Raw genomic sequence first — 14313 nt, forward strand, 5'->3', positions numbered from 1 at the left:
CCCGGTGGACCGACCGCCTCGCCCGCGGTGGGTGAGGTGTCCATCGCGTTGTTCGACTGGCATCGAGAGGGTGGCCGGTCGTACGCCTGCCGTCGCCCGGCCGACTCCGCCGACGTCCCCCAGCCGCCCCCGAGAGGTGGACACCGTGAAACGCTGGAGGGCTCTGATCGTCCTCGGTACGGCCCAGTTCCTGATGGTTCTGGACACGTCCGCATGAACGTCTCCCTAGCCGACGCTCTCGTGGACTCCTACGCGTCGGAGCAACTGGATGGCCTGAAGGCGGCCACCCTCACCACCGGAGGCATCACCCTCCACGGCTTCCTCGTCACACCACACCTGCCGAACGGGCGGGCGAGCGGTACGAAGCCACCCGACGGCGACGCCGGGGGCGACGCGTCGGACTCGACGTGCTGAGCCGGCAAGGAGGCCGCGATGTCCCGCACGGAGAAGAAGACAGCCCGAGTGGCGCCCCGTGCCGCACACCGGGCCGGTGCCGATTACACCGGCGGGGTCTACGGATCGATGCTCGCCGCTTCCGTGGTCGTCGGCGCCGGGTCCCTGGGCTCCTTTCCGCGCTTGCAGGTGGTGCTGCTGCTCCTGCTCACCGGCCTGGTCTTCTGGATCGCCCATGTGCATGCCCAGTTGTTCGGCGCGCGCCTGGCGCAGCACAGCCTGGACTTCCGGGCCCTGCGGGACGCATGCCGTGACGAGTGGCCGATCGTCAACGCCGCCGTCCCTCCGGCTGTCGCCGTGGCCGTCAGCCCCCTTCTGGGACTCGACGTGCAGGGTGCCCTGTGGCTCGCGCTCTCGGTGGCGGTGACCGGGCAGGTGGGCTGGTCGGTGGCCGCAGCGCGACGCGTCGGCGCCACTTGGCGCCTGGTGGCCCTCACGGCTTCGGCGAACCTCGTGTTCGGCCTGCTCATCATCTCGCTCAAGATCTTCCTGACACACTGACGCCGCACGTTGACGCCGCAAGGCCGCGCACCGGCACCACAGTCACCTCTGCGGGGTGAGGTCGGAGGCTACTCGATGGCTGACCATCGGAGAGAACGGGAAATCCGCCTGTTCCGGGTCGCCCGCGGGGAGAGCAGCTCATGCGCTACGAGATCCGCGTCGAAGGACACATGTCCGAGCCGCTGACCACAACTTTTCCGGAGCTGGAGCACGTAGTGATGTCCGGCCAGACCGTCTTGTTCGGGCACGTCGTCGACGAGGCGCACCTGTACGGCCTGCTGGCCCGCTGCCGGTCGCTTGGACTGCGAGTCATGGAGATGCGCCAGCTACCGGAATGACTCGGTGGGGGCGTCGACCATCGGATCGCTCGGTTGCCCAACGGCAGCCGGAGCCCGTGGTGCCGTCACGTGCGGGGCCCAGGGGGCGTCGCAAGGCAACGGTCACCACCGGCGCCCGTCGCAGGCGGCGCGGCCACCTGCGGTGGGGGAGCCCGTACTGTGGCGCCGGGCTCCACAGGGGATGCCGCTGGATCGTTCATGTCGCGTCTCATCGTCGTTCCGCGGTGCGTCGGCCCGCCGTCCCGCACTGCGGCGGCGCATGTCTCCGGACGTTTACCTCATCGCCCCGGCGGTGCGACCGGATCACCCGCCGGGGGTGACCCTGCGCCCGGCGGCGGGCAGGACACTGGCCCGGTGGGACCGCCGGCCGGGCGGGATCACCGCACCACACCAGGGATCGACCGCACCCCGGATGGGAGCGCCGCACCACACCGCGTCGGCGGCACCTGCGAGCGGCTCGACCCCGCAAGGAGGAGCCATGACCGTGCCGGGTGGTCCGGCGTCGCCAACCGGACAGGAACGCCAGTCCCAGCGCGCGCCCTGTGTGCCGTCGGGCGCTCCGGTGGACCTGCCGGTGAAGCTCGAGCGCTCCTGGACGTGGATCCTGGCTGCGGCACTCGCCTCGCTCGTGCCGGGTGTGCTGATCCTGGTCTGGCCGGATGAGACGCTGCATGTCCTGGCCGTCCTCATCGGCCTCCACCTGCTCGTGGCCGGTGCCTTCCGGTTCGTCGGGATCTTCGCCCGGGAGGGGCACGGCGAGCGGCTGCCCGGGCTGCTTCTCGCGATCCTGTACGTCATGGGCGGGGTGCTGTGCCTGAGGAATCCGCTGCAGACCATCGCCGCGCTGTCGCTGATCACCGGGATCGTCTGGCTCGCGTCCGGCATCCTCACCCTCTACACGGCCATCGCCGCCGGCAACCTGCCCCATCGCGGGGCCGTCCTCGGCGCCGGGCTGCTCGGCATCGTCGCCGGGATCGTGGTGCTCGCCCTGCCGATGGAGTCGGCGCTGGCGCTGACCCGTCTGCTCGGTCTGTGGCTCGTTCTGCTCGGCCTCGTCGAGGCTGCCGTCGCCTTCGCCTCGCGAGCCGCGGCCGACGGGTCGCGCACCGGGACCGAGTCCGACGCGGCCGCCACGGACTGACTCCTCCCCGCCGCGCGGGCGGAGTGCGCGCGGCGGGGGGAAGCCACCGCGCTGCCTCCGGCGCGGTGTGGAGACGATGCCGGCACTGCCCAGGGCGCCACTGCGGAACGTGGTCCGGCGCTCGCTGCTGTGGCTGGTCGTCCGGCCGGCCGCGCTTCTGGTCCAGGCACCGCTGCGTCACGGCTTCGGCCGGGGTGGCCTGACCGGAGCGGTGCTCTCCGCGTTGTCCGCGGCACTCCTGTGGTGGTGGATAAGCACTTGCTGCTGGGCGGCAGGGTCGGCTGGTGGGCTCCTGCGCCGGGGGGCGGTGCCGGCCGCAACGGGCGTGGTGGTGCTGAGCTGGGCCGCTCGACTGCTGGTGCCTGCGGCCATGGAGCGCGGTTCCGACGACTTCCGCTTACTCGGGGCCGTCTTCACCTTCCTGTCCTGGCTATGTCCCCGTGTTCCTGCCGGCTGTCTCGGGCCTGGCCCTCGGCGAGGCGATCACGGCGTCCACCTGGTATCGGACGGCCTTCGCCATACGCCGGGTCAAGGCCGGCAAGTGAACAGGCCGGTGGGCCGCGCCGTCCGGATACCGTCCTAGGGGCCTGTGAGCGACGTCGTCCGGATACTGCCGCAGCGGTCACTTCACCCGCCTCGGGTGAAGCCATGAGCCCCTGACGAGGACAGCCTGATAACGGCACAGATCGACTGCCGGGCGCATGCCCGGGACGACGGAGGTGAGCCATGAGTGGGCCGGTGTACCTCGCGTACGACTTTCCGCTGCTGAGCGTTTTCTGGACCATGCTCGTGTTCTTCCTGTGGGTCGTGTGGTTCGTTCTGCTCTTCCGGATCGTCACGGACATCTTCCGGGACGACGCCCTGAGCGGCTGGGCCAAGACCGGCTGGCTGATCACGGTTCTCGTCCTGCCCTTCCTCGGTGTCTTCATCTACGTGATCACCCGGGGCAAGAACATGGGCCGCCGGGAGATCGCGCAGGCGCGTGCGCAGCAGGAGGCGTTCGACAGCTACGTCCGCCAGACCGCGAAGGCTGGGCCCACCAGCGTCGACGAGCTCGCCAGGCTGTCCGACATCCGTTCCCGCGGTGACATAACGGACGAGGAATTCCGCAGGGCGAAGGAACTGGTCCTCAGTGGCGCGGGCTCATCGGAACGAGCGGGCGGTGGCCCGTCCGCACCTGCTCCTTGAGGGCACTGCATCACGTCGTATGAAGCAGCATGACATCCCGTCAAACTCTGCGAGATTCGATGGAGGCAGCAGGATGACCCACACAACATTTGCCCAGACGAAGACGGACAGGAACCCGTGGGCCGGTGGCCTGACGCTGTTCGCAGCAGTCATGCTCATGATCGCGGGTATTCTGGGGGTCTGCCGCGGCATCATGGCGATCGCCGAGGACGACGTCTTCGTCACGACGAGCAACTACGTCTTCGAGTTCGACCTCACCAGCTGGGGCTGGATCCACCTCGTTCTCGGCGCCGTCGCCATCATCGTCAGTATCGGACTCTTCACCGCGGGGCTGTGGGCCCGCTTCGCCGGGGTGGCCATCGGCGGACTGGTCATCATCGCCAACTTCCTTTCCCTGCCGTACTACCCGGTGTGGTCCATCGTGATGATCGCTGCCTCCGCGTTCATCATCTGGGCCCTGTGCGTGGTGCGGCCGGACGACCTGTGACCGGGATCCCCGTCCCGGCACCGGGCAGGGGGCCTTATGGGCCGTCACAGCGCTGAGGCGGACGAACCCGGTGGCCGCACCACGGCGGCCGAAGGCCGTGCCGGATGGGCACGCGTGGCACTGATCACCCTGATGGCAAGCGTGGTCGTGGCACTCGTGGCCGCCGGCTTGCGCAGCGTGCTATGGGTGGTGGCCGGCCTCGCCGGGCTGGCCCTCGCAGCCGTCGGAGTGTGGTGGGCTCTGGCTCACACCGGCCTCGTGCGGTGGACAGGTGTCTTTCTGAGCGTGGCCGCGCCGTTCACCGTCCTGGTCCTGTACGCAGCCTTCGGCATGCTGGGGCCGGCCCTCTGCTCCCTCGTCTTGTGGGTGCTGGCCGTACAGGCGGCGCAGACCGCCACAGCGCCGGCACCGGCCCCCTCTCCGCAGGACCTTGCACCTGCCGAGGCCCCCCGTCACCCCTGGATCCTTATGAACCCGCGGTCCGGAGGCGGGAAGGTGGAACGCTTCCACCTGGAGGAACAGGCGCACGAGGCAGGCGCCCGCGTCGTCCTGCTCGGCCGAGAAGGTAACGACGCGGCCGAACTGGCCCGCCGGGCCGTGGCCGAGGGCGCCGACCTGCTGGCCGTGGCGGGGGGCGACGGCACGCAAGCGCTGGTGGCCGAGGTCGCGGCGCGATATGACCTGCCTTTCCTGGTGATTCCCGCAGGCACCCGCAACCACTTCGCCCTTGACCTCGGCCTCGATCGTGACGATCCGGCGGCGGCCCTCAAGGCCCTCACCGACGGCGTCGAGCTCCGCGTCGACCTCGGATTCGCCGCCGACCGGGTGTTCGTCAACAATGCATCCTTCGGAACGTACGCGGCCGTTGTCGGCAACCCCGCCTACCGTGGCGAGAAGGTGCACACGACCCTGCAGACGCTCCCCGGCCTCCTCACCGGTCCTGACGCGCCCAGACTGCGGATGCAGGCCGGAGACGTCCGCGCCGAGGCGCTGCAGGCACTGCTCATCAGCAACAACCCGTATCGGCGAGCCGTGGACTCGGCCCACCCCGGGCGTCGGGCGCGGCTGGACTCGGGGCTGCTCGGCGTCCTGTGCGTGCAGGTCGCCAACACGGCCCAGGCGGCACAGATGGTACGCGGCACCCGTTCCTCCGGCATCCAGCGGCTGACCGCTGAAAAGGTGGTCGTGGAAGCGGACACGGGCAGTGTTCCGGCCGGTATCGACGGGGAGCATGTGCTGCTGCCGACACCCGTGATCTGCCGGACAGCTCCCGGGACACTGCGTGTCCGCCTTCCGCGCGGACGCCCGCGTACGCCACTCAGCAAGGTGGCCGCCGACTGGCCGCGCGTCACACGGCTGGCGCTGGCCCCCCTGACGCCGGGCCGGTGGCGGCGCGACCCCGGTTTCGGACCGAACTGACGATCCGACTCCCGAGCGGGGAGTCGGATCGGCCATGGAATCGGGACCGCGAGGGTCTACGGGTGTCGGGACGGCGGCGGCCGTCCGGCGAGGGTCCAGGCCGGCGCAAACGGGCGCGCTCCGAGACTGCCGTCGGCGGGCGGCTGGACGCCTCACCCAGTTCGGGTGAGGTGCAGCGATCGCCGCCACGAAATTTTGACGTTCGTCCGGTTCGCCGCATCGAAGCACGGGTAACCGGTCGCGTACGCGGCCGCCGTTGTGGCGCAGCTGGGCATCAAGCCCGCTGAGCGGTCCCACCCCGGCGCCGACGACCTGATGGTTCCTGGTGCGCGCCGGCGAGGGTCGCATGCGGCCGAACGGTCGTGGCCAGGAGGGGGACTGCCGGCACAGCGTCGGGCACCACGGCGGAACGGGCATGGGCCGAGCGGCCGAGCCGGCGGCACCGTGACGCGGCACGGCTGCGGGACGGCGGGGCACGGGGGTATCCGAAGGGCCGGGACGGCGGTGGTGCACGACGCGGTCCCAGCCCGGCAGGACGACATCCCAGGCCCGGAACGGCACGGCAGCGCGACAGGCAGGGAGCCGCGGGTTTCAATGCCTTCATGGGAGGCGAGGCTCGGCGCAGGCGCAAAGGTCCGCTACAGGCCGGGCAATGGGCATCTCAGGCGACTCGGCGCCTCAGGGAGAGCCAGCCGGGCAGGTTGTGGGGTGACCTGTGGAGCCGGCTCACCGAGGCCGACTTCTTCGATCACGCGCTTCAGCTGGCCGCACTCGCGCTGCTGTGCTTCTTCCCGATGCTCATCGTCCTCACGGAGGCGACAGGCCGCGACACCGCGGCGGTCCTGATCCAGTGGCTGGGGCTGAACCAGGAGGCGGCAATGGCGGTGGCCTCGCTCATCGTTCCCGGGCCCGGCTCGGACACCGTGACGGTGGTGAGCGGCTTCCTCATGGCACTGGGGGCTATGGCCGTGGCGGGAACTCTGCAGAGTTGGTACCGGCTGCTCTTCGACGCCCCTGGTCGGGGATGGCGGGACGTCGTGGTCCAAGTGGTCTGGCTCGTGGGCCTGCTCGTCTTCAGCGCCGTCCAAACCGGACTGGGCCGCGTGATGGGAGGGCTGCCTCTCAGGAGCCTGGCGGGATGGGTCTGGGCGGTCGCCTTCTGGTGGGGCACGGTCTGGATCCTCCTCTCCGGCGCAGTACGGTGGCGCGCCCTCCTGCCTGCGGCGCTGGCCACAGGTGTGTGCTGGTCAGGCTTGGGCCTGTTCTCCACGCATTACTTCTCGGCATCGATCGTGGCAAACGAACAGCGGTATGGCCCGGTCGGCGTCGTCTTGATCATTATCTCCTGGCTGGTGGCGGTAGGGGTGGTCATCCATTTGGGCGCGGTGATCGGCTGCATGTTCACCGATCGCCTGGGCACGCCCCGTACCGAGCGTGACGGTCCCGCCGCACCGGATCCCCCCGGGGCGGACCCCGACGCCCCCGCTTGACCGCCGCCCGGTCAGGCCACCAAAGGGGACCCGCCCACGGTCCCGCACACCGCCGAAGACATCCGGTCGACGGTCCGGCAGACGGCCGGACGACCCATGGCGGGACGACAGCACAGACCCACCGGCGCAGCGGGCCCGCCCCTCGGCCCGGCGCCGCCAGGGCCGCGTTCACGGTGACCGCCACAATCAGCGTGGTCGCCGAGGTCGAGACCGTCAGCCCCGGTGATTGCGAGGTGCTCCTCTCCTCCGGAACAGGGCCAACGCTGCCTGATACCGCACCAGTAGTGGCTGGTCTGCGCCGCCCCGGTGACAAGCGGCCAGGCATGTAGGGCAGGATGAGCGGTCGCACCCGATGTCGTAAACACGTCCGGGCGTGATCGTGCATCCTGGACTCGAGCAGGTGGCAAGTGACGAATGATCAGATCCGGCCGGTGGGCCGATTCCCGCGTCCTTCGGGAGGCGACCGATGAACCGGGACCTCGCCCTCGGCGACTTGATCGTGGCCGGGGTCGTCCTGGCGGCAGGCCTGTTGGTTGCGCTCCTTCTCCGCATGCTGCTGCTCTGGTTGGGCAAGCACGCGATGAGGACGCGCTGGAGCGGCGATGACGTCATCGTGCACGCGATGCGCGCGCTGGTGCCCTGGGCTGCGATCGCTGGTGGCGCTGCGGCTGCGGCTGCGGTGCTGCCGCTGACCAGGACGGTCCAGCGGCACGTCAACCAGTCCCTGACCGTGCTGCTCATCCTCGTCACGACCATCACGGCGGCCCGGGTGATCACCGGCCTGTTGCGTACGATCACGCAGTCACGCCCCGGGGTCGCAGGCTCGGCCACCATCTTCGTCAACATCACGCGCGTCGTTGTCCTCGCGATCGGCTGCCTGGTGGTGCTGCAGACCCTTGGTATCTCGATAGCCCCGCTCCTCACGGCCCTGGGCGTGGGCGGTCTCGCGGTCGCCCTGGCCCTCCAGGACACGCTCGCCAACCTCTTCGCGGGCATCCACATCCTCGCTTCGAAGACGGTCCAGCAAGGCGACTACATCAAGCTGAGCAGTGGCGAAGAGGGATACGTCGTCGACATCAACTGGCGCCAGACGACCATCCGTGAGCTCTCCAACAACCTGGTCATCATCCCAAACAGCCGGCTCGCCGGCTCGAACATGACCAACTACAACCGCCCCGAGCAGCAGATGACCCTGCTCGTCCAAGTGGGCGTCGGCTACGACAGCGACCTGGACCACGTCGAGCAGGTGACCAACGAGGTCGTCACGGAGGTGATGACCGAGATCACCGGTGCCGTCCCCGACCACGAGCCCGCCGTGCGCTTCCACACCTTCGGCGACTCCCGCATCGGCATGACCGTCATCCTGGGGGTCGGTGAGTTCAGCGACCAGTACCGCATCAAGCACGAGTTCATCAAGCGTCTGCACAAGCGGTACTCGGCGGAGGGCATCCGCATTCCGGCGCCCGCACGGACGGTCGCGCTCCAACAGGGCTCGGTCACCATTCCGCATCAGCGGGACGCGGTCACCGAGATGGGGCTGTAAGTGGTTCGGTCCTGTCTCACCTTTTCGGTGGTGACGCAGCGTGCTGCTACCCGGGGAGGATCCGGTGACGCAGGAGGGCGAATCCCGCCCGGCCTTACATCTGTCGCGCGATCAGCATGGTCTTGGTGTTGACGCCCTCGGCGGGGCCGTTGCCGTAGGGGAGGGCGAGGCCGGCGACGCCGGCGTCGTGGTCCGGGTCGAGGCCGTTGAGAAACGGCCGGCACACCGGGCTCTTCGGTGCGGCGCAGGTGATCGCGGTAGGGGTCGACCAGGCAGGCGCGGTATTGGGGCGGGCGATGGAGCCGGTCGGGCTCGGGTACGTACCGCTCGGATGTGTTCAGGGCGAGATTGAGCCGTCGAGCGCAGTCCAGCAGTCCCACACCGTTGTCGATCAGGGCATGGAACGCGTGCCGGCGTTCCAGGGCGGTGTGTTCGCGGGTGAGCCCCTGTCGTTTCGGTCCGGCCTTCGCCCAGCAGGTGCTGTGCGCCGCCACCACCTTCTCCACCGCCCTCGCCAGGCCGTGCCACGGATGCCACCGATCACTGACCTGCGTCGTTTCGGTCCGGGCGCGGCGGATCATCTCGGCATACGTCACCAGCACCCCAGTGCCCGGCATGGCGCCCGGCTCGCGCCCGGCCCGCACCGTGTATGGGCACCCTGCGGCCTGTTCCGGTCCGTGCAGAGCGACGTTCATCCGCCGTGTGCGTGTCGCGTGTCCGTGCCCGGCAACCGCGGGGGTTTCGCGGCAGGATGGAGACAGGGCGAGGGTGCCTGCGGCCGTCCGGGTGCCGTGACCGTGTGCGTGGCGAAAGGTGATCCGGCCATGGAGCTCACTCTGGTGGTGCTGATCATCATCGTGGGGCTGACGTTCGACTTCACCAACGGCTTCCACGACGCCGCGAACGCGATTGCCACCTCCATCTCCACCCGGGCCCTCACGCCCCGCATCGCCCTGGCCATGGCCGCCGTGATGAACTTCCTCGGTGCCTTCCTGGGCACCGAGGTGGCCAAGACCGTCGGCAGCGGCATCATCGCTGCACCTCAGGAACTGTCCGGCCTGCTGCTGGTGTTGTGCGCGCTCATCGGCGCGATCGGCTGGAACGTCTTCACCTGGTGGCGGGGGCTGCCGACCTCGTCCTCCCACGCCCTGATCGGCGGACTGGTCGGTGCCGCCCTCGCCGCCTCCGCCACCGTGCACTGGACCGGCATTGTGGACAAGGTCCTGCTGCCCATGCTGCTGTCCCCGCTGGTCGGCGTGGCCCTCGGCTACACACTGCACACGATCATCCTGTGGGCGTTCCGCCGCTCCGCCCCGCGCCCCGTCACCCGCCGCTTCCGTATGGCGCAGACCATGTCAGCCGCCGCCATGGGCCTCGGACACGGGCTGCAGGACGCGCAGAAGACCATGGGCGTCATCGTCCTCGCGTTGGTCACGGCGGGATGGCAGGACGACTTCTCCGTACCCCTTTGGGTGATCGCGGCAGTGGCCGTGGCGATGGCCGCCGGCACCTACAGCGGCGGACGCCGCATCATCACCACCCTGGGCCGGCGCATCGTCCACCTCGACCCGCCACGCGGCTTCGCCGCCGAGACCGCCGCCACGGCCGTCCTCTACACCACCGCGTTCGTCTTCAAGGCCCCGATCTCCACCACCCAGACGATCACCGCGGCCATTCTGGGCGCCGGCGCGACCCGGCGCATCTCGGCCGTGCGCTGGCAGGTGGCCCGTTCCATCGGCACCGCGTGGATCCTCACCTTCCCCGGAGCCGGGCTGCCCGCCGCCGCCCTCTATCTGATCCTGCACGCCATCACTGGCCTGTGACCGCAGCGGAGGCCCACGATGCCCACCCCACCCACTCCCAAGTCGGGCAAGCCACCAGGCGCCGGCCTCCCCGACGGCCTCCCCGTGCCAGGCCGCTTCAGTCATCTGCACCCCGACGACGGCGCCTGCCTGATGGAGGAGGCCTCCCTGCTGGCCACCGGCCGCTTCACCGACCGACCGCCCGGCACGCATCCGGTACTCGCGGCGCTCGCCCGTGCGGTCAACGACGCCGTCGACGACGCCACCCGCCACACCCTGTGGCCGCTGGCCGCCGATCTTGCCGACGCCAACCCCGCCGACCGTGCCTACGGTCCGCTATTGGTGGGCACGGTCGTGGACGCCGCCCTCCGCGTGCGGCCCGAGTCTCGGCGCCTGAAATGGCGCAGCGCGGCCTGCCACGCCCGGGCCCACCGGCTCGCCCGAGCCCGTACCGCGACGACACCGGCCCGCATCGCCGACATGCTGTGGTGGCGCGGCCCCGGCCACCACCACCTCGAACACGCCCTCCGCGTCCTGCTCACCGCCCCCGACGCCGACCAGCGCCTCGCCCGGCTCCTTCACCGGGCCGTGAGCGAGGCCCGGGTCCGAACCACCGTGGAACAGGCACCGACCCACGCGGAGACCTCCTCTCAGCGCGGATGAATCCCGGCCTGCGGAGCCGGGCCGGCTGGGCAGGTGGGTCGGCCGAGGCAGACCACCAGCAGGCAGTGCTGGTCCGGTTGTGTGGTCGTCGGGGGGCTCGGCTGGGACGCTCCCTGGTCCGTGCCTCGGTGGCCGCCGCCGTCGGGCGCCGCTGCTGGGCCCGTGTCGCTGCGGTCGGAGGCCGCCGGAGCGGGTGCCGGTGGCGAGGCCGGCGGCTGCTGTGGTGAGGTCGCCGCCGATGCGGGACGGGGGGACGCCGGACGAGACGAGGCCACTGTCACGAGCGGCGGAAGCTCACCTCGGCCCACGTCAGGTCGGCGGTGTCCTCCAGCGTGTAGGTCCCGGGTTCCAGAGCGGCGCGCAGCGCGTCCGCCCGGCGCGTGTCTCCGGGCATGACGACCAGGCTGAGGCCTGGTTGTCGTGCCCCGTCCTGGATGCTGAGCACCATCTCAGCAGGGGTCTCCTGCCCGCGAAGGGCCGCGCTGAGAACGCTGCGCACCAGTGCCGTCCGGGCCGCTGCGTCCACGGGCGGCACGTCGAGGTCCGCATGGGCGTGGACGGTCACCACACAGCCCGACTCCCGGGCACCGCCGACCAGTTCACGCAGGGGCCGGTCGAACACCCCTGGCAGGTGGAGTTCGTCGCGGATGGACTGGGCCAGCCGGTCCGCCCGTCCCCGCAGTGCACCCGGATCGTGCGTTTCGCCGGTGGCCACCGAGCGGAGGAACGGCAGCACCTGCTCGTCGATCTCGGCGAGCCGTCTGCGATGCTGCACCGCTCGCGCCCGGGCCGCCGACTCGGTCGCCACGACCACCATGCGGTGCCGGTGGGCGTCCAGGACCGCGCCGCCCAAAGTGACCAGTGTGCGTCTGATGACCAGCCCCATCACGACGCCCATCGCCGGAGCGAGCATCGCCGGCAGCGCCATGGCGACCGCACCCGTCGGTGTCGCCGCGGCCGGCGGATCGGCGGCCACCAGGATGACTATGCCCGCCTCCTCGCACGCCAGTGCCAGTGCCGTCTGCCGCAGCGGACGCACGACGACGAGCAGGGTCAGAAGCGGCGTCACCGCGCCGATCGGCCACGACCGATAGTCCGTTATGCCCTCCGGCGGGATCACCAGCAGGCTGCTCACCGCGCCGGCGGTCGCCACGACCAGCAGCACGGCGGCCACCTTCGCGCTGATCCGGCGGTGTGCCCGGCCGAGCAGGATGCACGTAGCCGCGGTCAGGGCCGCGTACCACACCAGATGCGCCACCATCTGGGGCATGTGCACGGTCCGGACCACCGCGACGACGACCATGACCGCCAGATACGGCAGACACACCGCGGCCAGCGGTGCACGGACGTCCCCCACCGCTGCCCGCAGCGTCTCCAGCCGCCCGCGTCGGCCCGCCGGCACACCACCGCCCGGGGCGGCCACCGGCGAGCTCCACCGCAGACGCACCGTGGTACCGCGTCCGGGTTCGCTGTGGACGTCGGCCTCCCCGCCGACGTCCGTCATGCGCTGACGCACCGAGTCCTGCAGTCCCACGGCCGTCTTGCGGACCTGGGAGACGGAGAACCCCTTGCCGTTGTCGCAGACGGCCAGTTCCAGGGCGCGCCGGTCTCCGCTCAGCCGGACGTGGACGTGCGAGGCGCCGGCGTACCGCACATTGCGCAGCGCCTCGACGGCCGCCCCGGTACACGCGGCAGCCACCTCGTGCGGCAGCGGCAATCCACCCGACGGGAAGTCGGTCGAGACCCGCGGGCGGGGGAGGCCACCGACGGAGGTCGCCACGAGCCCCGACAGCAACGACACGAGGTCGGTCTCGGCGCCGTCCTCCTCCGGGGCCGCCCCGGCGGTGAGCCCGGCCACCGCACGACGGGCCTCCGCGCGCTGCTCGTCGACGGGGACGCCGCGTGTGCCCGCGGCTCGAAGCGCGGCACCGACGTCGTCATGAAGCAGACGCTGGAAGTCCCGTTGGCTCCGTCGCGCGGCCTGTTCCCGCGCGGCGGCCTCGCTCGCGTCCAGGTCCTCGCGTACGGCGGCGTCGGCTCGCTCCCCGGCGCCACGCATGACCGGGGCCAGCACGGCCGCGGCCACACCCCCGGCGAACGGCGGCCAGATCCCCTCCAGAGCCGTCCACATGCCCTCGTGCCACCCGGCCGCCACCTGTGCCGCCAGACAAACCACGGCCAGGGGCCGGCCCCATACGCCGGGAAGGTATGCCACGGCGAGGAGAACCGCCGTGACCGTCACCATGCAACGCAGTCCCGTTACGATCTCGTCGGGCTGCTCGAGCGCGTACGCGGCGTGCACGGCCAGTGCCACGGCCACCGCCGTCAGGGCGTCGTACCGCCCGATCCGTACGAAGGCACCCCGGTAGGCCCAGGCCGCGGTGCACCCCGCGAAGAGCACCGCTGCCGCCGATGTCAGCGGATGGAGCCCGACCGACCCGGAGACGACCAGCGACGCCACCACGATCCACCAGGCGACGACGAACAGCAGGGCCATGCCGGCGAACGACCGCCGGAGCGCGCTCTCCACGCCGGAGCGGTAGGTGCCGCGTCCCGTCACTCCGCCACGTCCGGGCCGATGTCGATGTGCCCGTCCAGCACCGAGCGCCACACCAGCTGGGAGTTGTAGTCGAGCTTCTTGCCGCCGCCTTTGGCGAACGCGTCGATGGCACGCCTGCGGTGGGTCTTCACGGTGTCCTCCGACATGTACAGGCGCTTGGCGATGTCCGCCGGCCTCAATCCGCGGGCCAGCAGCTCCAGCACCTCGAGCTGCCTCGCACTGAGACGGACCTTCCCCCGCTGGTCGTTGACGATCTGGTGGGCCAGCCGGCTGGAGACGTACGCCTTCCCGCTGTGCGCGGCCCCGATGGCCTCGACGAGCTGAGCGTCCGGGTCCTCCTTCAGCACCAGTCCCAAGGCCCCGGCCTCGATACCTCTGCGGACCACCACGGGGCGGTGCTCACGGCTGAACAGCATGACGTGCGGGCCCCATTCCCGCAGACGCCCGACGTTCTCGCCGACGTCGCTTCCGTCGCTCAACTCGATGTCCAGCAGTACGACGGTGGGAACCACCGTCACCCTCGAGGGCAGGTCCGTGACGGTCTCGGCGCTGCCCACCCATGTGACCTCGGGCGCCAACTCGGTGAGGCAGGCACGAATGCCGTGCAGGATCACCGGGTGGTCGTCGACGGCGGCCAGGAGCGCCCCGGCCGCTGTGTCCTCACTGCTCGCACCCTGCGTACCGTTCATCCTTCTCCCTCACGATGACGCCCCTGAAAGCCTGAGGAA

The 14313-nt window shown here is 70.7% G+C and carries 13 protein-coding genes and 1 pseudogene; 11 read left to right on the forward strand and 3 right to left on the reverse strand.

What is annotated here, in order from left to right:
- The first annotated feature begins 145 nt into the window (after positions 1-145).
- From IE198_RS30450 to IE198_RS30490, 9 genes and pseudogenes are all read left to right on the forward strand, one after another.
- A pseudogene (locus tag IE198_RS30450) lies at positions 146-414 on the forward strand (hypothetical protein).
- A gap of 18 nt (positions 415-432) precedes the next feature.
- Positions 433-954, forward strand: coding sequence for a hypothetical protein (locus IE198_RS30455; RefSeq protein ID WP_189892441.1), 522 nt, complete (start codon positions 433-435; stop codon positions 952-954).
- A gap of 140 nt (positions 955-1094) precedes the next feature.
- Positions 1095-1292 carry a DUF8691 family protein gene (locus IE198_RS30460; RefSeq protein WP_189892443.1) on the forward strand — a complete coding sequence of 66 codons (198 nt, stop codon included), beginning with the start codon at positions 1095-1097 and terminating at the stop codon, positions 1290-1292.
- 478 nt (positions 1293-1770) lie between these two features.
- A complete protein-coding gene (locus IE198_RS30465) occupies positions 1771-2433 on the forward strand; it encodes an HdeD family acid-resistance protein (protein WP_189892445.1) in 663 nt (220 codons plus the stop codon).
- 726 nt (positions 2434-3159) lie between these two features.
- Positions 3160-3621 (forward strand): SHOCT domain-containing protein, encoded by a 462-nt coding sequence (locus IE198_RS30470; protein ID WP_189892447.1) that lies wholly within the window; start codon positions 3160-3162, stop codon positions 3619-3621.
- Between the two features lie 73 nt (positions 3622-3694).
- Positions 3695-4108, forward strand: a complete 414-nt coding sequence (locus IE198_RS30475) for a DUF7144 family membrane protein (protein ID WP_189892449.1) — start codon at positions 3695-3697, stop codon at positions 4106-4108.
- A 36-nt stretch (positions 4109-4144) separates the two neighbouring features.
- Complete coding sequence (locus tag IE198_RS30480) at positions 4145-5527, forward strand: diacylglycerol/lipid kinase family protein (protein ID WP_189892451.1); 1383 nt, start codon at positions 4145-4147, stop codon at positions 5525-5527.
- 701 nt (positions 5528-6228) lie between these two features.
- Complete coding sequence (locus IE198_RS30485; RefSeq protein WP_229834509.1) at positions 6229-7017, forward strand: YhjD/YihY/BrkB family envelope integrity protein; 789 nt, start codon at positions 6229-6231, stop codon at positions 7015-7017.
- 466 nt (positions 7018-7483) lie between these two features.
- The gene (locus IE198_RS30490) at positions 7484-8560 is read left to right on the forward strand and encodes a mechanosensitive ion channel family protein (protein WP_189892455.1); all 1077 of its coding nucleotides are present in this window, start codon (positions 7484-7486) and stop codon (positions 8558-8560) included.
- Between the two features lie 94 nt (positions 8561-8654).
- Here the strand turns inward: IE198_RS30490 and IE198_RS36795 are convergent, their stop codons facing one another.
- Positions 8655-8786: a transposase gene (locus tag IE198_RS36795; RefSeq protein ID WP_189892458.1), complete on the reverse strand. Its 132-nt coding sequence runs from the start codon at positions 8784-8786 to the stop codon at positions 8655-8657.
- A 598-nt stretch (positions 8787-9384) separates the two neighbouring features.
- Here IE198_RS36795 and IE198_RS30500 point away from each other — a divergent pair.
- Positions 9385-10383, forward strand: coding sequence for an inorganic phosphate transporter (locus IE198_RS30500; protein ID WP_189892460.1), 999 nt, complete (start codon positions 9385-9387; stop codon positions 10381-10383).
- An 18-nt stretch (positions 10384-10401) separates the two neighbouring features.
- On the forward strand, positions 10402-11025 hold the full coding sequence (locus IE198_RS30505) for a hypothetical protein (RefSeq protein WP_189892462.1): 624 nt from the start codon (positions 10402-10404) through the stop codon (positions 11023-11025).
- A 277-nt stretch (positions 11026-11302) separates the two neighbouring features.
- Here IE198_RS30505 and IE198_RS30510 read toward each other — a convergent pair whose 3' ends face one another.
- Both IE198_RS30510 and IE198_RS30515 read right to left on the reverse strand, forming a co-directional pair.
- Positions 11303-13555: a sensor histidine kinase gene (locus IE198_RS30510; protein ID WP_189892466.1), complete on the reverse strand. Its 2253-nt coding sequence runs from the start codon at positions 13553-13555 to the stop codon at positions 11303-11305.
- A gap of 26 nt (positions 13556-13581) precedes the next feature.
- Positions 13582-14274, reverse strand: a complete 693-nt coding sequence (locus tag IE198_RS30515; RefSeq protein WP_189892468.1) for a LuxR C-terminal-related transcriptional regulator — start codon at positions 14272-14274, stop codon at positions 13582-13584.
- Positions 14275-14313: the final 39 nt, after the last annotated feature.

This window comes from Streptomyces xantholiticus, assembly GCF_014651015.1.
GTDB classification, from domain to species: domain Bacteria; phylum Actinomycetota; class Actinomycetes; order Streptomycetales; family Streptomycetaceae; genus Streptomyces; species Streptomyces xantholiticus.